This is a genomic window from Nocardioides sp. URHA0020, from assembly GCF_000620705.1.
Taxonomy (GTDB): domain Bacteria; phylum Actinomycetota; class Actinomycetes; order Propionibacteriales; family Nocardioidaceae; genus Nocardioides.
Genome location: NZ_KK211166.1, coordinates 375,739 through 392,444, shown reverse-complemented (window position 1 = coordinate 392,444; position 16,706 = coordinate 375,739). Strand labels below are relative to the sequence as shown.

Below are 16,706 nucleotides of genomic sequence, written 5' to 3'. Positions count from 1 at the left end.
GTCGCTGACTACGCTGAGCCCATGTCCGAGACCTCCGCCGTGCCGCGTCTGCTCGGCGCAGCGGAGGTGCGCTCGCTCGCCGCGCGGCTCGACCTGCACCCCACCAAGCAGCGTGGCCAGAACTTCGTGATCGACCCCAACACCGTCCGTCGGATCGTGCGGGAGTCCGGGGTCACGGCCGACGACGTGGTGCTCGAGGTGGGGCCCGGCCTGGGGTCGTTGACCCTCGCCCTGCTCGAGGTCGCCGGCCGGGTGACCGCGATCGAGCTCGACGACAAGCTCGCCGGACTGCTGCCCGAGACGATCGCGACCTTCGCCCCGGCGCAGGTCGACAGCTTCGAGGTCGTCCTGGCCGACGCGCTGCGGGTGGACTCGGTGCCCGGGCCGCCGCCGACGGCCCTGGTCGCGAACCTGCCCTACAACGTCTCTGTCCCGGTGCTGCTGCACCTGCTCGCGCTGCTGCCGACGCTGCGGCACGGCCTGGTGATGGTGCAGGCGGAGGTGGCCGACCGGCTCGCCGCCGAGCCCGGCTCCAAGGTGTACGGCGTCCCGTCGGTGAAGGCGGCCTGGTACGCCGACGTGCGCCGGGCCGGTGCCGTCGGCCGCAACGTCTTCTGGCCGGCGCCCAACGTCGACTCCGGCCTCGTGGCCTGGACGCACCACGCGCCCCCGACGACCAGCGTTTCGCGCGAGCGCGTCTTCGCGATCGTCGACGCGGCGTTCGCCCACCGCCGCAAGGCGCTGCGCGGCGCGCTGCGCAACATCGCGCCCGGCGAGGCGGTCGACGCCGCTTTGGCGGAGGCGGCCATCGAGCCGCTGACGCGAGGAGAGACACTGACCATCCACGACTTCGTCCGCCTGGCCGAGGCGCTGCCGGACCTGCAGGAGCTCCCCACATGACACCGGGCACGACGTTGACGGTGCGCGCGCCGGCGAAGATCAACCTCCATCTCGGCGTCGGCGCGCCGCGCGAGGACGGCTTCCACCCCCTCACGAGCGTCTACCAGGCCGTCGGGGTGTACGACGACCTCACGGTCGCCGACGCGGACGGCTGGTCGGTCGACGTCACGGTGTCGGACTGGATGGACCGCAGCCAGGTGCCGCTGGCCGGCGACAACATCGTCGACCGGGCGGCGACCCTGCTCGCGGCCCACCACGGTCTGACCGTGTCCGGAGAGGCGCACATCGACAAGGCGATCCCGGTCGCCGGGGGCATGGCCGGCGGCTCGGCCGACGCCGCCGCCGCGCTGGTCGCGCTGGACCGTCTCTGGGAGGCCAACACCTCCGACGACGACCTGCTGGCCCTGGCCGCGCAGCTCGGGAGCGACGTGCCGTTCGCCCTGGTCGGCGGCACCGCGCTCGGCACCGGGCGCGGTGAGATCGTGGAGCCCGTGCCCGACGCCGGCACGTGGTGGTGGGTGCTGGTGCCCTCGGCGACCGGCCTGTCGACCCCCGAGATCTACCGCCACTTCGACCGGCTCTTCCCCGACGCCCCCGTCGTACCCCCCATGCCCGAGCCGCTGCTCGCCGCGCTGGCCGCCGGTGACGCTCGCGCCCTCGCCGCTGCGCTGCACAACGACCTGCAGCCGGCCGCGCTCGACCTGCGGCCCGACCTGGCGAGGCTGATCGACGCCGGCGAGGCCGCCGGAGCGCTGCGCGGGGTCGTGACGGGATCCGGCCCGACCTGCGTCTTCCTCTGCGAGTCCGCCGACCAGGCCCGCGAGACCGCGGCCGAGCTGCAGGCGGCGCACGACGTCGTGCTGGTCACGACGGGCGCGGTCGCGGGAGCGCACACGGTGTCCTATGTCTAACCTCCTGAACCTCGAGCGCGTCTCCAAGTCGTACGGCGTCCGCCCCCTGCTCACCGAGGTCTCGCTCGGCATCGGCGTCGGCGAGCGGATCGGGATCGTGGGCCGCAACGGCGACGGCAAGACCACGCTGCTCGAGGTCATGACCGGCATCGAGGAGCCCGACACCGGCCGGGTCTCGCGCCAGCGCGGGCTGCTCATCGGCTACCTCCACCAGGGCGACGAGCTCGACGACACCCACACCGTGCGCGAGGCCGTGCTCGGCGGCCGCTCCGACCACGAGTGGGCCGCCGACTACCGGATGCGCGAGATCGTCGAGGTGCTGCTCGCCGGCGTCGCGCTCGACCGGGCCGTCAACGGGCTGTCCGGCGGGGAGCGCCGTCGCTGCTCGCTGGCCGAGCTGCTCCTGGGCGACCACGACCTGATCGTGCTCGACGAGCCCACCAACCACCTCGACGTCGAGGCCGTGGCCTGGCTCGCCCAGCACCTGGTCAAGCGCTCGTCCGCGCTGGTGGTCGTCACCCACGACCGGTGGTTCCTCGACGAGGTCTGCCAGTGGACCTGGGAGGTCCACGACGGTGCGGTGGACGCCTACGAGGGCGGCTACGCGGCGTACGTCCTGGCCAAGGCGGAGCGCTCGCGCCAGGCCTCGGCCTCGGAGATGCGCCGGCAGAACCTGGCCCGCAAGGAGCTCGCCTGGCTGCGCCGCGGCCCGCCGGCCCGGACGTCGAAGCCGAAGTTCCGCATCGACGCCGCCAACGCGCTGATCGAGGACGTGCCGCCGCCGCGCGACCGGCTCGAGCTGCAGAAGTTCGCGACCCAGCGGCTGGGCAAGGACGTCATCGACGTCGAGGACGCCGACCTGGTGCGCGGCGAGCGCACGCTGCTGAAGCACGCCACCTGGCGGCTCGGCCCGGGCGACCGGGTGGGCATCGTCGGCGTCAACGGCGCCGGCAAGAGCTCGGTGCTCAACCTCATCGCGGGGTCGCTGGCCCCGGCCGCCGGACGCGTGAAGCACGGTCGCACGATCGCGCTGCGGCACCTGACCCAGCAGCTCGACGACCTCGACCCGGACGGGCGGGTGCTGCCGATGGTCGAGTCGGCCCGTCGGATCACCAGGACCGCGGACGGGCAGGAGATCACGGCGAGCTCGATGCTGGAGCGCTTCGGCTTCACCGGCGACAAGCTGACCGCGCGGATCGGGGACCTCTCGGGCGGCGAGCGACGCCGCTTCCAGCTGCTGATGCTGCTCCTGGACGAGCCCAACGTGCTGCTGCTCGACGAGCCCACCAACGACCTCGACATCGACACCCTCAACGTGCTCGAGGACTTCCTCGACGGCTGGCCCGGCACGCTGATCGTCGTCTCCCACGACCGCTACTTCCTCGAACGGGTGACCGACTCGGTCTGGGCGCTGCTCGGCGACGGCCAGATCTCGATGCTGCCGCGTGGGGTGGACGAGTACCTCGAGCGTCGCGCCGGGGGGCTCGCCTCCGGACAGCTCGACGTCGGCTCGACCTCGCAGCAGGCCGCCGACGCCTCGGCCACGGCGACCCGGGCGCGGGTCGGCGGCGCCGAGGAGCGGGCGGCCCGCAAGGCCGTGTCCCGGATCGAGAAGCGGCTGGCCCGGATCACGGTCGAGGAGACCGCCATCAACGCCGAGATCCTCGAGCACGCCCAGGACTACGCGCGGCTCGCGGACCTCAGTGCCCGGCTCACCGCGCTGGCGACGGAGAAGGACGAGCTCGAGCTCGAGTGGCTCGACGCCTCGGAGCTGCTGGAGTAGTCACCTCGACCGGACGGCCACGGTCGGCACGATCGAGCCGACCGCCACGACGAGCACGACCGCGCTGAGCAGGGCGTACGTCGTGAGGTCGACGACCGGCACGGCGAGCCCCAGCAGCCCGGCGCTGACCCCGATCACGGCGGGCACCAAGGCGACGGTGCCGATCAGCCACGCCACGCCCGCCGTGACCAGCGCCTCGACCAGCGACATCGTGACCAGCTGGCGCCGGGTCGCTCCGGTGCGCCGGAGGAGCACGAGCTCGCCGCGCCGACCGGCGGTGGCCATCACCAGCGCGTTCGCTGCGGCGACCGCGACGAAGGCGAGCAGCGCGACCAGCAGCACCAGCGAGAGCCGTTGCTCCCCGGCGTCCGCGGTGGTCGCGGCATCGGCGTACGCCGCCGGTGTGGTCGCCGTGACGCCGCGGGAGGCCAGCTCCCGTCGTACACCGTCGGGGTCGGTGGTCTCCACCAGGACGGTGTCGACCCGGGTCGGGACGTCGGCGGCGGTCATCGTGGGAGCGCCGACGAGGTAGCCACCGAAGCCCAGACCCTGGTCGTAGACCGCGACGACGCGCAGCGTCGTGGTGTGGTCGCCCGGCAGCCGGACCTCGACGCCGTCACCGAGACCCTTCCCGGTCTCGAACCGGGCGTCGGTGCTGACCGCCACCGTGCCCGGCTCGTCGAGGCTCCTCAGCGAGCCCGCCACGACGCCGGGGTCGTACGAGGTGCCGACGCCCCCGGCAGGCAGCACCCGGAGCCCCACCGACTCCCAGGAGAGCGAGGCCAGTCCGGGGACGGCCTCGTCGTCGGTGCGGACCCGCGCGGTCACGGCGGCCAGCGGGTAGGCGTGCTGGACGCCGGTGGTGGCCGCGACGGCCGGTGCGTCGAGCGGCCCGCCGTCCGGGTCGGTGACGACCAGGTCGGCCGTCAGCCCCGCGCGCAGCTGCTCGGCGCCGGCCGTGGCGACGGCGGAGCTGACGCTGCCCTGGACGGTCCCGACCGCCACCATCACGGCGAGAGGGACGACGACCGTGGCGAGACGGCGGGAGAAGCCGCGGCTGTTGGCGAGCGCGAGGCGCGTGGCGGGTCGACGGACCCGCCCGGAGAGCGAGCCGGTCCGGGCGAGGAGCCAGGTGACCAGCAGCGGCCCGGCGAGGGCGGCGGCGGCGACGAGGAGCAGCGCCGACATCGCGGCGGAGGCGCTGCCCGCCGTGCCCGGCACCACCAGCGGTGAGCCGGCGGCCAGCAGCCCGAGCGCGGCCGTGACGATCGCGAGAGCCCGGCGCACGCGTCCGATCTCGCGGTGCTCGACACCGCTGTCACGCACGGCGACGGTCGGCGGCTGGCGCAGCGTCTCGCGGGTGGCCAGCCGACCGGCCACGAGTGCGACCGGCAGCAGCAGCGCGACGGCGCCGAGCGCGGCCGCGGGGTCGAGCACCAGGGCGGTGTCGGCGCCGATCATGCCCGCGTCCCGCAGCAGCGGCCGGGTCGCCCCGGCGGCCAGGAGGCCGGGTACGGCGCCGAGCGGCGCAGCGAGGACGGTCACCAGGAGCAGCTCGGTGCGGATCGCGCGCCGCACCTGGGTCCGGGTCGCGCCCACGGCGCGCAGCAGGGCGAGCTCCTGACGACGCTGGCGCAGGGCCAGCGTCACCGTCGAGGCGACGACGAGCACGACGACGACCAGCGCGGTGCCGGCGAACGACCCGGCGAGGGCGGCGAGCAGCCCGGTGTCCCCCTCGGTGCCGGAGGCGCGCAGCCCCGACTCCAGCAGGCGACCGGTCGCTGCGAGCAGCGCTGCCGCGAGCGCGATCACCACGAAGGTGCCGCTCAGGCTGCCGCGGTGGGCACGCACCGAGGCCCAGGCCTGCTGGACGTCCGCGGCGGTCCTGGCGCTCATCGGCCCAGCGCGACCATGCGCGCGGTGATCTGCTCGGCGGTCGGGGCATCGAGGTGGTCGACGAGTCGACCGTCGGCGAGGAAGATCACCCGGTCGGCGGCGGCCGCGACCCGGGGGTCGTGGGTGACGACCACGACCGTCTGGTCGAAGCGCCGCGCGGTCGACCGCAGGACCTGGAGCACCTCGGCCCCGGTGCGGGAGTCGAGAGCGCCGGTGGGCTCGTCGGCCAGGACGACGGTCGGGCGGGGAAGCAAGGCCCGGGCGATGGCGACCCGCTGGGCCTGTCCTCCGGACAGCTCACCGGGGCGGCGGCCCTCCAGGCCGGCGATCCCGACGGCTGCGACCAGCTCCGCCAGCCAGGCCGGGTCGGGCTCGCGCTCGGCCAGCACCATCGGCAGCCGGAGGTTGTCAGCGACCGTCAGGTGCCCGATGAGGTTGTAGGACTGGAAGACGAAGCCGACGTGCTCGCGCCGGAAGCGGGTCAGCGCGTCGCTCGAGAGCGAGCCGATCTCGTGCTCGCCGACCAGGATCCGGCCGCTGGTCGGGGTGTCCAGGCCGGCGGCGCAGCTGAGCAGCGTCGACTTGCCCGACCCCGAGGGGCCCATGACGGCGGTGAAGGAGCCGGGGGCGAGCGCGAGCGAGACCCCACGGACGGCGTGCACCGGCGCGGCGCCGGGATAGGTCTTGTGGACGTCGATCAGGTGGACGGCCGGAGGGGCCAGCGTGGGGGAGGAGGTCATGTCCACGACGCTAGGAGCGCGGCGTCGCCGGCACGAGCGCCGTCAGGACGAGATCCGGAGGTTGCATCCTTCGATGCAACCCGGCGGTGCGAGCACTCAGTCGGGGAGGTCCACGACCTTGTTCTGGTAGGCCCAGACGGCGGCCTGGAGACGGGACCGCACGCCGAGCTTGGGCAGGATGCGCGCCAGGTGGGACTTCACCGTCGACTGCTCGAGGACCAGCGAGCGGGCGATCTCCTCGTTGGACATGCCCTGCGCCAGCAGCAGCACGATCTCCAGCTCGCGGGCGGTGAGCAGGTCGGTCCCGCGGGCCGCGCTCACCGGCTGGGTCTGCCGTCGCTCGACGACCTCGCGCAGCACCCGCTTGGTGAGGGCGTCGTCGAGGGTGCCGTTGCCCGCCGCCACCGACCGCACCGCCTGGACCAGGACCGCGGGATCGGCGTCCTTGAGCAGGAAGCCGGACGCCCCGGCCTCCAGGGCGCCGAAGAGGTAGTCGTCGATGTCGAACGTCGTCAGCACCAGCACCGGCACGGGGTCCGGCACGCCGGGACCGCACAGCGCACGGGTGGCGCTGATGCCGTCCCGGCCGGGCATCCGGATGTCCATGCAGACGACGTCGGGGCGCAGCTCGCGTGCCCTCGCGACTGCCTCGTCGCCGTCGGCCGCCGTGCCCACCACCTCGATGTCGGGCTCGGCGCCGAGCAGCGTGCCCAGGCCCGCACGCACCAGCGCCTGGTCGTCGGCCACCACCACGCGGATCATCGGTCCTCCTCCGCAGGGTCATCGCGGGGCAGCGCGAGGGACACCCGCCAGCCGCCGTCGTCCGTGGGCCCCGCCTCGAGCGTGGAACCGGTGAGCTCTGCGCGCTCGCGCATGCCGACCAGCCCGAAGCCGGAACCGGGGTCGGTGTCGCCGGGGCCACCCGGACCGTTGTCGACCGTGACCCGGACGACGTCCGGGGCGCGCTCGTCGACGAGGACGTGCACGGTGGCACCGGGTGCGTGCCGGGCGGCGTTGGCCAGCGCCTCCTGCACCATGCGGTACGCCGCCAGCTGGGCCAACGGGCCCACCCCGTGGGCGGGGTCTCCGGGGCCGTGGAGGACGGCGAGGTCGACCGGCTGCCCTGCCGCGACGCGGTCGCCGACGAGCGCCGCGACGCCCTGCAGGTCCTCCGGGCGGGTCTCGCCGGGCGCCTGGTCCTCGCGCAGCAGGCCGACCAGGCTGCGCAGGTCGCGCAGCACCTCGGTGCTCTCCTTGCGCACCTGCCCGACGGCGATCTTGGCCGCGGCGGGGTCGGCGTCGATCTGGGTGGCGATCGCGGCCGTCATCACGGCGATCCCCGACAGGTGGTGCGCGGCGATGTCGTGGAGCTCGCGCGCCATGGCCGTCCGCTCGCGGGCGATGGCGGCCTGCACCAGCGCGACCTGCTCCCGCTCCAGCGCCTCGACCTGACGCTCGCGGGCCTGCCGGACGTCGCGGCGGGCGTTGACGATGGTGGCCACCAGGAGGGCCAGGCCGACGGACCCCAGTGCTTGCAGGAGCGAGCCGCCGACCAGCTCGGAGGCGGGGGCATCGGTCGCGGCGCCGCTGATCAGGCCACCCGCGGCCACGAGCACAGCGGCGGCCACGAGCGCCGGCCAGAGCGCTGCGACCGGCCGGCACGTCGCGGCGACGTACGTCGCGACCATGACCGCGAGCGAGGTGAGGCTCGTGGCGTCGTCGAGCCCGGCGAGGGCGGCGAGCGGCGCCGCCGCGGCGACGGCGACCAGCACGGCGCGGGGCGCCTGCCACGCGCGGACGAGCAGGCCCGCCTGGGCCGTCAGCAGGGCGGCGCCGACCCACCATCCGAAGGAGCCCACCGCCGGCAGCTGCGTGCCCCGGTCGGACTCGGAGAGCACGGGCAGCAGCAGGAGGGCGCCAGCCGACAGCACCCAGCAGCCGAGGGCGACGACGAGACGGCGCGAGCCGGGGCTCCGGGCGGGCACGTGCGGCCTCAGCTCGCGAAGGGCGCGAGCAGCGTGCGCAGCAGACCGGCCAGCTTCACGCGGTCCTTCTCCGGCAGCCCGTCGAGGAAGGTCTGCTCGGCGTCCAGCAGCTTCTCGAACGCGCTGTCCACGGCGACCTTGCCCTCGGGCGTGAGCCGCACCAGCACGCCGCGACGGTCGTGCGGGTCCGGCAGCCGCTCCACCAGGCCGCGGTCGACCAGCCGGTCGACCCGGTTGGTCATCGTCCCGCTGGTCACCAGCGTCTCGCGCAGCAGCTTGCCGGGCGAGAGCTCGTACGGCGCACCGGCGCGGCGCAGCGCGGCCAGCACGTCGAACTCCCAGGACTCCACGCGGGCGGTCGTGAAGGCGTCGCGCCGCGCCAGGTCCAGGTGCCGGCCCAGCCGGCTGATCCGGCTGAACACCTCGACGGGCGCCACGTCGAGGTCGGGACGCTCGCGCGCCCACGCCTCGACCAGCTCGTCGACCTCGTCCCGCATGGCGCGAGCGTAGCGGATCCGTCGAGAATCTTGACATCAAGATAATTACGGGCGCACGATGTGGGGGTGAGCCACACCTGGGACCCCGACCGCTACCTGACCTACGCCGACGAGCGCGGTCGGCCGTTCGTCGACCTGATCGCGCGGATCGGCGCCACGCGACCACGCGCCGTGGTCGACCTGGGCTGCGGGCCGGGCAACCTGACGGCGCTGCTCGCCGAGCGCTGGCCCGAGGCGTCGGTCGTCGGGCTGGACTCGAGCGCGGAGATGATCGCCGCCGCTCGGACCGCCGTGCCCGCGATCGCGTTCGACGTCGCCGACCTGCGCTCCTGGGTCCCACCCGAGCCGGTCGACGTGCTGGTCTCCAACGCGACGCTGCAGTGGGTCCCCGGCCACCTCGAGCTGCTGCCGGCGCTCGTCGCCCAGGTCGCCCCGGGCGGCTGGTTCGCCTTCCAGGTGCCCGGCAACTTCGACGAGCCCAGCCACACGATGCGCGACGAGCTGGCCGGGCAGGCGCCGTACGCCGCCCACACCGCCGGGGTCGCCGTCCCCAGCAGCCACGACCCGGCGGTCTACCTCGACGCGCTCGCCGGGCTCGGCTGCACCGTCGACGCGTGGGAGACGACGTACCTCCACCTGCTCACCGGCCCGGACCCGGTCTTCACCTGGGTCTCCGGCACCGGCGCCCGACCGACCCTCCAGGCCCTGCCCGCCGACCTGCGGGTCGACTTCGAGAGGGAGTTCAAGAGCCGGCTCGCCGCGGCCTACCCCGAGCACGCGTACGGCGTCGTGCTGCCCTTCCGGCGGGTGTTCGTGGTGGCCCGGGTGCCGGCATGAGGCTGCACCACGTCCAGGTCGCCTGCCCGCCCGGCGGCGAGGACGAGGCGCGGCGCTTCTACCGCGACGGCCTCGCGTTGACCGAGGTGGAGAAGCCCGTCGACCTCCGGGCCCGCGGCGGGGCGTGGTTCCGCGGCGGAGGAGCCGAGATCCACGTCGGGGTCGAGGACCCGTTCGTCCCCGCCCGCAAGGCGCACCCGGCCCTGCTCCTCGACGACGTCACCGCGCTCGAGAGGATGGCGGAGCGGCTGCAGGGGCTCGGCTTCGAGGTCGACTGGAGCCAGCGAGGCACGTTCCCGGGCTACCAGCGCTTCCACACCGCCGACGTGCACGGCAACCGGGTCGAGGTCCTCGGCTGAGTAGACCGCTCGGCGCGCGGGCTCAGCCGCCCGTCAGCGCCTTGCGACCCAGCACGACGACACCGGCCCCGAAGAAGCCGATCAGGGCCAGGCCGAGCGCCGCTCCGCCGTCATGGGCGAGCAGCACGACGCCGCCCACGACCGGCACGAGCAGCAGCAGCGCGAAGGCGAGGAGCGACCAGCTGATCCGACGCTCGCTCACGAGTGCCAGATCTCTCCGGCGAGCGGGGCCACCTTGGCGGCCTGGGACCGCCCGGCGCGCGCGGAGGCGGGCCGTTGGGCCGGGTCGAGGACGTTCCTGCCGATGGCGGCGACCGAGTCGGCGTCGGGCGCGACCACGAGGTGGGGCACCGACCCCAGCAGCTGGCCGGCGGTCCGCATCGGCCCGATCGCGCGGTCGACGGGCGTGAACGCGAGCACCCGGTCGCAGTCGGCGAGCAGGTCGGCGTTCGAGCCCGACCGGGCGCCCCCGTCGATGAACGGTCGGCCGTCGATCGGGACCGGTGGGTAGACCCCGGGCACGGCGCAGCTCGCCGCGACCGCCTCGACCAACGACACGCCGTCGGAGCCGTCGAAGGTGCGCAGCGCCCCGGAGGTGGCGTCGACGGCGGTGACCTGCAGGCGCCGGTCGTCGGCCCACTCCTGGACCGGGAGCCGTTCGCGGATCGCCTCGAAACGCTCCTCCAGCGTCGGCAGCCGCCCGGCCTCGGCGCGGCGTACCGACCACTGGCCGACCAGCCGCCCGAAGGTCTCGAGGTCACCCCGCGCACGGGCGAGCGACCAGGCGAACCCGGCCAGCACGCGCGGCCCGATCGTCGCCAGCGGCGCCGGCCTCGGGGTCGAGACCTGGTAGGCGAAGAGGTCCTCGAGCGTGACGCCGGTGGTGATCTGGGCTCCGACCACCGAGCCCGCCGACGTGCCGACGACCGCGTCGGCGGTGGTCACGTCGACGCCGAGCTCCTGCAGTCCGTAGAGCAGGCCGGTCTCCCAGGCGATGCCGGTGATCCCACCTCCGCCGAGCACCAGTCCGCGTCGCAGTGTCATGCCCGCGAACCTACTGGCCGGGCACGAGCGCGAGGGTGTCGAGGTCGCGGATCGCCGCGCACGAGCGGGCCACCATCGCGGCGAACATCCGGTCACCGCGCTCGGTGCGGGTGCCGTAGGCACAGCCGAAGACCGACACCAGCGGTCCCTGCACCATCGCGAACCGGTAGTCCTCCCAGCACTCCTCGAGCGAGTAGCCGGCGAGCGGCGAGCCGTCGACGGCGTACGCCGCGAGCGCTGAGTGGTACGCCGCCACGAGCTCGCGCTCGTGGGCCTGCCGGTCCTCGACGGAGAGGCCGGTGCTGAGGAAGTACGCGAGGTCGCGAGCGGGCAGGGCCAGGCTGAGCGTCTGCCAGTCCAGCGCGACGACGCCGTCGCCGCCGCCGGGTGGGAACATCAGGTTGTCGAGGCGGTAGTCGCCGTGCACGAGCCCGAACCGCTCCGCCCGCGCGAGCGCCCAGGCCTCGACGATCTCGACGACCCGGCGCAGCGTGACGACGTCCTCGTCGCTCAGCAGCGCCGCCAGGCCGTCGACGAAGATGTCGGTGGCGGGGCCGTACAGCTCGGCCATCAGCGACGCGTCCTCGGGTCCGTTGACCTGCAGGCCCTCGACGTCGAGCAGCGTCGGGTCGCACCAGCGCGGACCGTGCAGCCCGGCCAGGTTGACCACGGCGTCGCGGGCCTGCCCCACCGAGCAGCCGGCGAGCTGGTCGCCCTGCTCGCGCGGGGCGAGGTCCTCCAGCAGGAGCGTGAAGTCGCCGGAGTCCGCCGCCATCTCGGAGTAGTACGACGCGGGCACCCGGACGTCGACGGTCGGCGCGATCAGCGAGTAGAAGCGCAGCTCGGTGCGGTAGACGTTGGCGAGGAGGTCACGGGTGCCCGGATCGGGTGCGGGCAGCTTCGCCAGCAGGCTCGCCGGTACGTCGCTCCCGCTCAGCGCCAGGCGGTAGCAGGTGCCGATCTGGCCGGTGCCGACCGGCGTCGCGGTGAGGTCGTCGACCTGGCGGCCGAGCGCCTGCGACAGCCAGGCGGGCGTGAGCTCGTCGATGTTCATCGGGACCGTCCTGGGTTGGTCGGCAGTCCGGAGAGCTGCGCGCTGGGTCGGATCTCGCGCCACGCGTCGAGCACGGGCGCCAGCTCGGTCGGGGTGGCGCCGTGCAGGATCACGCTGTCGGCGCCCGCGTCGAGCTGGTCCTGGATCCGGGACGCGCACCGGGCGGCCGTCCCGGTGGCCGACGCGGCCAGCCACTCGGGCGGCAGCACGTCGTCGCGCAGGTGGGTGAGCTCCTCGACGGTGCCGATGGCGTCGAACGCCCCGGGGTAGCCGACCACCAGGTCGTCGGTCCGGAACCGCTCGAGCGCGGCCAGGTCCCAGCCGTTGGCGCGCACCAGCACCTCGCCGTACCCCTGGAGGTAGGTCGCGAGCCGGCCGACCAGCTTGCGCAGCCGCAGCTCCTCGGGGATCGACTCCTCGACGGTGGCCAGCACGGCCCAGATGCGGACGCCGGCGGGGTCGCGGCCGGCCTCCTCCGCGGACCTCCGGATGGTCGTGACCGACCGGGCGAGCGTCTCGTCGGAGAGGAACGTGTGCAGCACGACGCCGTCGGCGACGCGGCCCGCGAGCTCGAGCGTGCGGCCGCCGATCGCCATCATCAGGACCGGGATGTCCTCGTCGAAGGAGCTGTCCTGGCTGAGGTACGGGTAGCTGCCGGCCGGCCCGTCGTGGCCGAGCACGGCCTGGCCGTGCCACAGCGAGCGGTAGATCCCGACCGCGTCCTCCATCTGCGCGCCGGTGACCCGCGGCACGCCCATGACGTCGAAGAGCAGGTCGAAGCCGCGGCCGAGCCCGAACGCGTAGCGCCCACCGGTCAACCGGTGCATCGTCGTCGCGAACGTCGCCGTCACCAGCGGGTGCCGGGTGTTGTGGTTGGTCGCGGCGGTCGCGATGCCGATCGTCTCGCTGACCGCGCCGGCCGCGCCGGCCATGACGGCGGCGTCCTTGACGTTGAACCGCTCGGAGAGGAAGACCGAGCCGATGCCCAGCCGCTCGGCGAGACGCACCTCGCCGAGCAGGTCGCGCGGGCTCGCCGAGTGCCCGGCCAGGCCGTAGCAGCCGATCTCCGGCAGCTCCTGGCCCTCGGGGCGAGACGTGGTGTCGGTCACAGCCGGGCACGCTAGCAGTCGAATTGACACGCGTCAGGTCATCGCGCCCGTCGGCGTCGGATTCCGGGCAGCGGCCGCGCTCGCCGTACCCTGGTCCGGCCATGACTGCCACGCCAGAGACCGCCCAGAAGTCACCGGGTCCCGAGACGGGACCGCGTCCCTCCGCGACCGGCGGTGCGGCACGCACGTACGAGGTCCGCACCTACGGGTGCCAGATGAACGTCCACGACTCCGAGCGCCTCACCGGGCTGCTCGAGGGCGCCGGCTACGTCTCGGCCGGCGCCGACGAGCAGGCCGACGTCGTCGTCTTCAACACCTGTGCGGTGCGCGAGAACGCCGACAACAAGCTCTACGGCAACCTCTCGCACCTGGCGCCGATCAAGGCCGCCAACCCCAGCATGCAGATCGCCGTCGGCGGCTGCCTCGCGCAGAAGGACCGCTCGACGATCACGGCGAGGGCGCCGTACGTCGACGTCGTCTTCGGCACCCACAACATCGGCTCGCTGCCGGCCCTGCTCGACCGCGCGCGGTCGATGGAGGAGGCGCAGGTCGAGATCCTGGAGTCGCTCGAGGTCTTCCCCTCGACCCTGCCGACCAAGCGCGACTCGGCGTACGCCGCCTGGGTCTCGATCTCCGTCGGCTGCAACAACACCTGCACCTTCTGCATCGTCCCGGCGCTGCGGGGCAAGGAGAAGGACCGCCGCCCCGGCGAGATCCTGGCCGAGATCGAGGCGCTGGTCGCCGACGGCGTCTCCGAGATCACCCTGCTCGGCCAGAACGTCAACGCGTACGGCGTGGAGTTCGGCGACCGCCAGGCCTTCTCCAAGCTGCTGCGCGCGTGCGGCGACATCGCGGGGCTCGAGCGGGTGCGCTTCACCAGCCCGCACCCCGCGGAGTTCACCGACGACGTCATCGAGGCGATGGCCGAGACGCCCAACGTGATGCCCTCGCTGCACATGCCGCTGCAGTCCGGCTCCGACAAGGTCCTCAAGGACATGCGCCGGTCCTACCGGCAGGCGAAGTACCTCGGCATCATCGAGCGGGTGCGGGCGGCCATGCCCGACGCCGCGATCACCACCGACATCATCGTGGGCTTCCCGGGCGAGACCGAGGAGGACTTCCAGGCGACGCTCGACGTGGTGCGGGAGGCACGCTTCGCCGGTGCGTTCACGTTCCAGTACTCCAAGCGCCCCGGCACCCCCGCCGCCACGCTGGAGGACCAGATCTCCCCCCAGGTGGTCAGGGACCGCTACGAGCGGCTGGCCGCCCTGGTCGACGACGTGGCGTGGCAGGAGGGTCAGCGGCTCGTCGGACGGCGCGTCGAGCTGATGGTCTCCGAGGGCGAGGGACGCAAGGACAAGGCGACCCACCGCCTCTCCGGCCGCGGCCCCGACAACCGCCTGGTGCACTTCACCCCGCCCGAGGGCGTCGAGGTGCGACCGGGCGACATGGTGACGGTCGAGATCACGTACGCCGCTCCGCACCACCTGGTCGCCGACGGGCCGGCGAGCGCCGTACGACACACGCGCTCCGGCGACGCCTGGGCCCTGCGACAGGCTCAGGAGTCCGGCGACGGACCCGCGACGGCCGGGGTCGCCCTCGGCATGCCGAGCATCGGCGTACCCGCACCGCTGCCGGAGGCGACCCGTGCCTGCTGACGCACCCACGATCCTCGCGACCTCCGGCGGCTGGGCGCCCGACGACCGCCTGCGCTGGGGTGTCGGCCCGATGACCGACCACGCCGTCGAGCTCTCCGGCGCGACCGGACGGGCGCCGCGCGTCTGCTTCCTCGGCACCGCCTGCGGGGACGACGCGGGGCTGCTGCGCGACTTCTACAACGCGGCCCAGCAGCGAGGCTTCCACCCCTCCCACGTGCAGCTCTTCACGATGCCCAACGTCGAGGACGTCACCGCGCACCTGCTGGAGCAGGACGTCGTCTGGGTCTGGGGCGGCAGCGTCGCCGGCCTGCTGGCGATGTGGCGCCTGCACGGCGTCGACACGGCGATGCGGACCGCGTGGGAGGCCGGTGTCGTGCTGACCGGCGTCTCGGCCGGATCCATCTGCTGGCACGTCGGTGGCACCACCGACTCCTTCGGCCCGCAGCTGCGCCCGATCACCGACGGCCTCGGCCTGCTGCCCTTCTCCAACGGCGTCCACTACGACAGCGAGGAGCAGCGCCGCCCGCTCTTCCAGTCCCTCGTCGCCGACGGCACGCTGCCGGCGGGCTACGCCACCGACGACGGCGCCGGTCTGCTCTACCGCGGCACCGAGATGGTCGAGGCGTACGCCGAGATCGACGGCGCGGGCGCCTACTTCGTCGAGAGCGGCCCCGACGGCAGCGCCGTCGAGACCCAGCTCGACGTCACGCGACTGCGCTGAGCCCGACGGCTCACTCCGAGCGCGGGTCCTGCTCGGAGTAGCCCGCCTTGGGTCCCAGGCCGGCGGGGTTGTGCTCCGGATTGCCCGGCGACTGCTCGGGAGGCGTCTCCTCGCCTGGCTCGCGCTCGTGCTCCGACACGTCCAGCAGCCCGTCGGTGGCCTCCTGGCCGGGGCCGGTCGAGCCGACCCGCTCGCTGCTCACGCCCATGCCGCCGGCCGCGCGGGCCGGACCGCTCGAGCCGGGAGTCGAGGACTGGAGCTCCTCGTCGGCGTCCCCGCTCATGCCGGCGACTCCCGCTCCGGCTCGGCGTCCTTGCCGTCATCGGACTCGGTGGCCTCCGTCGAGGTGTCCTCGCTGTCCGAGACCTCCTGCTGGACGGTCTCGGGGGCGACCTCGGTCAGAGCCGGGTTCTCCTCCGGCGTCAGGTCGGGGATCGCGTTCAGCGAGTCCGGGTCCTCCACGAGGGCGTCGGCCCCGCCGGGGTTGGGCTCGCCGGGCTCGATCTCGGGATCGGGCATGGGGCCGAGGTCAGGGTGGGACACGGCAGTCTCCTCGTGGGTCGGGCTCAGAAGCCGAAGGTGGAGTACGCCGTCGCCGTACCCGTTCGCAGGGCCTCCAACACGACCCGCTCGTGCGGCACCACCGGCTCCGGCAGGTCGGCGAGCGGGCACCAGCGCAGGTCGGCGGCCTTCTCGGGCTCGACGATGCGCGGCTCCCCGGTCCAGGAGCGGGCGGTGAAGAAGAAGTCGATGCGCTCGTCGATCGCCTCGGCGTGCCGGGTGCGCTGCATCGAGGTCACGAACGACAGGTCCAGGTCGGCGACGCCGATCTCCTCGGCGGCCTCGCGGTGCGCGGCGTCGTACGCCGTCTCGCCCTGCTCGACGTGGCCCGCGGCCGCCGCGGCCCAGTGGTCGTCCATGTAGCCGGTGTTGCGGCGCAGCTGGAGCAGCACCTCGGTGCCGGAGGCTCCCTCACGCAGCAGGAAGACGTACGCCGCCGGGACGACGACGAAGCGGCCGTGCGTCACTCACTGACCCCCGGAGCCGTCGGAGGGCTCGTCCAGCGAGGTCTCGGCGTTCTCCGCCTGCTCGCCCGGAGGGGTGGCGTCGTGGCCCTCGGTCATCTCCGTGGGGTGCTCGCCCGGGGGCGTGCCGTCGCCGTCGGTCGCGGTGGGCTCGTCGTTCTCCTCGGGCACGGGTGCGGTCATGTTT

Annotated in this window: 19 protein-coding genes and 1 pseudogene; 7 read left to right on the top strand and 13 right to left on the bottom strand. The window is 74.0% G+C overall.

Annotation, left to right across the window (positions count from 1 at the left end; all coding sequences use genetic code 11):
• The first annotated feature begins 21 nt into the window (after positions 1 to 21).
• From rsmA to N542_RS0106320, 3 genes and pseudogenes are all read left to right on the top strand, one after another.
• The gene (gene rsmA / locus N542_RS0106330; protein ID WP_028643207.1) at positions 22 to 900 is read left to right on the top strand and encodes a 16S rRNA (adenine(1518)-N(6)/adenine(1519)-N(6))-dimethyltransferase RsmA; all 879 of its coding nucleotides are present in this window, start codon (positions 22 to 24) and stop codon (positions 898 to 900) included.
• Entirely contained in the window at positions 897 to 1,811 is a 915-nt protein-coding gene (locus N542_RS0106325; protein WP_028643206.1) for a 4-(cytidine 5'-diphospho)-2-C-methyl-D-erythritol kinase, read from the top strand. Before rsmA ends, N542_RS0106325 begins: the two co-directional genes overlap by 4 nt.
• A pseudogene (locus N542_RS0106320) lies at positions 1,804 to 3,286 on the top strand (ABC-F family ATP-binding cassette domain-containing protein); the annotation flags it as partial. The gene N542_RS0106325 and the pseudogene N542_RS0106320, both read left to right, overlap by 8 nt.
• 308 nt (positions 3,287 to 3,594) lie before the next feature.
• On the opposite strand, the gene N542_RS0106315 reads toward N542_RS0106320, so the two are convergent.
• The 5 genes from N542_RS0106315 to N542_RS0106295 all read right to left on the bottom strand — a co-directional run bounded on the left by N542_RS0106315 (position 3,595) and on the right by N542_RS0106295 (position 8,712).
• Positions 3,595 to 5,490 carry an FtsX-like permease family protein gene (locus N542_RS0106315; protein WP_028643204.1) on the bottom strand — a complete coding sequence of 632 codons (1,896 nt, stop codon included), beginning with the start codon at positions 5,488 to 5,490 and terminating at the stop codon, positions 3,595 to 3,597.
• The gene (locus N542_RS0106310; protein WP_028643203.1) at positions 5,487 to 6,230 is read right to left on the bottom strand and encodes an ABC transporter ATP-binding protein; all 744 of its coding nucleotides are present in this window, start codon (positions 6,228 to 6,230) and stop codon (positions 5,487 to 5,489) included. The genes N542_RS0106315 and N542_RS0106310 overlap by 4 nt, the downstream gene beginning before the upstream one ends.
• 96 nt (positions 6,231 to 6,326) lie before the next feature.
• Positions 6,327 to 6,992 carry a response regulator gene (locus tag N542_RS0106305; protein WP_028643202.1) on the bottom strand — a complete coding sequence of 222 codons (666 nt, stop codon included), beginning with the start codon at positions 6,990 to 6,992 and terminating at the stop codon, positions 6,327 to 6,329.
• A complete protein-coding gene (locus N542_RS0106300; RefSeq protein ID WP_051551443.1) occupies positions 6,989 to 8,215 on the bottom strand; it encodes a sensor histidine kinase in 1,227 nt (408 codons plus the stop codon). The genes N542_RS0106305 and N542_RS0106300 overlap by 4 nt, the downstream gene beginning before the upstream one ends.
• A gap of 8 nt (positions 8,216 to 8,223) precedes the next feature.
• Positions 8,224 to 8,712, bottom strand: coding sequence for a MarR family winged helix-turn-helix transcriptional regulator (locus N542_RS0106295; protein ID WP_028643200.1), 489 nt, complete (start codon positions 8,710 to 8,712; stop codon positions 8,224 to 8,226).
• A gap of 66 nt (positions 8,713 to 8,778) precedes the next feature.
• Between N542_RS0106295 and N542_RS0106290 the strand changes: the two genes are divergently transcribed.
• The gene (locus N542_RS0106290) at positions 8,779 to 9,549 is read left to right on the top strand and encodes a trans-aconitate 2-methyltransferase (RefSeq protein WP_028643199.1); all 771 of its coding nucleotides are present in this window, start codon (positions 8,779 to 8,781) and stop codon (positions 9,547 to 9,549) included.
• Positions 9,546 to 9,908, top strand: a complete 363-nt coding sequence (locus N542_RS0106285) for a VOC family protein (RefSeq protein WP_028643198.1) — start codon at positions 9,546 to 9,548, stop codon at positions 9,906 to 9,908. Before N542_RS0106290 ends, N542_RS0106285 begins: the two co-directional genes overlap by 4 nt.
• A 22-nt stretch (positions 9,909 to 9,930) precedes the next feature.
• On the opposite strand, the gene N542_RS0106280 is transcribed toward N542_RS0106285, so the two are convergent.
• Genes N542_RS0106280 through N542_RS0106265 form a run of 4 tightly spaced genes read right to left on the bottom strand, consistent with a single transcriptional unit; the run spans position 9,931 to position 13,115 of the window.
• Entirely contained in the window at positions 9,931 to 10,110 is a 180-nt protein-coding gene (locus N542_RS0106280; protein WP_028643197.1) for a hypothetical protein, read from the bottom strand.
• Positions 10,107 to 10,952 carry a patatin-like phospholipase family protein gene (locus N542_RS0106275; RefSeq protein ID WP_028643196.1) on the bottom strand — a complete coding sequence of 282 codons (846 nt, stop codon included), beginning with the start codon at positions 10,950 to 10,952 and terminating at the stop codon, positions 10,107 to 10,109. Before N542_RS0106275 ends, N542_RS0106280 begins: the two co-directional genes overlap by 4 nt.
• Positions 10,953 to 10,962: 10 nt before the next feature.
• Positions 10,963 to 12,006 (bottom strand): phosphotransferase family protein, encoded by a 1,044-nt coding sequence (locus N542_RS0106270; protein WP_028643195.1) that lies wholly within the window; start codon positions 12,004 to 12,006, stop codon positions 10,963 to 10,965.
• Positions 12,003 to 13,115, bottom strand: coding sequence for a TIGR03857 family LLM class F420-dependent oxidoreductase (locus tag N542_RS0106265; protein ID WP_028643194.1), 1,113 nt, complete (start codon positions 13,113 to 13,115; stop codon positions 12,003 to 12,005). Before N542_RS0106265 ends, N542_RS0106270 begins: the two co-directional genes overlap by 4 nt.
• A 101-nt stretch (positions 13,116 to 13,216) precedes the next feature.
• On the opposite strand from N542_RS0106265, the gene miaB reads away from it, so the two are divergent.
• A complete protein-coding gene (miaB, locus tag N542_RS23655; protein WP_081795041.1) occupies positions 13,217 to 14,773 on the top strand; it encodes a tRNA (N6-isopentenyl adenosine(37)-C2)-methylthiotransferase MiaB in 1,557 nt (518 codons plus the stop codon).
• Positions 14,763 to 15,494 carry a peptidase E gene (locus N542_RS0106255; RefSeq protein ID WP_028643193.1) on the top strand — a complete coding sequence of 244 codons (732 nt, stop codon included), beginning with the start codon at positions 14,763 to 14,765 and terminating at the stop codon, positions 15,492 to 15,494. The genes miaB and N542_RS0106255 overlap by 11 nt, the downstream gene beginning before the upstream one ends.
• Positions 15,495 to 15,504: 10 nt before the next feature.
• On the opposite strand, the gene N542_RS0106250 is transcribed toward N542_RS0106255, so the two are convergent.
• The 4 genes from N542_RS0106250 to N542_RS0106235 are packed head-to-tail and all read right to left on the bottom strand — an operon-like array spanning position 15,505 to position 16,702.
• Entirely contained in the window at positions 15,505 to 15,777 is a 273-nt protein-coding gene (locus tag N542_RS0106250; protein WP_028643192.1) for a hypothetical protein, read from the bottom strand.
• Positions 15,774 to 16,037 (bottom strand): hypothetical protein, encoded by a 264-nt coding sequence (locus N542_RS0106245; RefSeq protein ID WP_155992871.1) that lies wholly within the window; start codon positions 16,035 to 16,037, stop codon positions 15,774 to 15,776. Before N542_RS0106245 ends, N542_RS0106250 begins: the two co-directional genes overlap by 4 nt.
• Positions 16,038 to 16,060: 23 nt before the next feature.
• A complete protein-coding gene (locus N542_RS0106240) occupies positions 16,061 to 16,522 on the bottom strand; it encodes an NUDIX hydrolase (RefSeq protein ID WP_028643190.1) in 462 nt (153 codons plus the stop codon).
• The gene (locus N542_RS0106235; protein ID WP_028643189.1) at positions 16,523 to 16,702 is read right to left on the bottom strand and encodes a hypothetical protein; all 180 of its coding nucleotides are present in this window, start codon (positions 16,700 to 16,702) and stop codon (positions 16,523 to 16,525) included.
• Positions 16,703 to 16,706 lie beyond the last annotated feature (4 nt).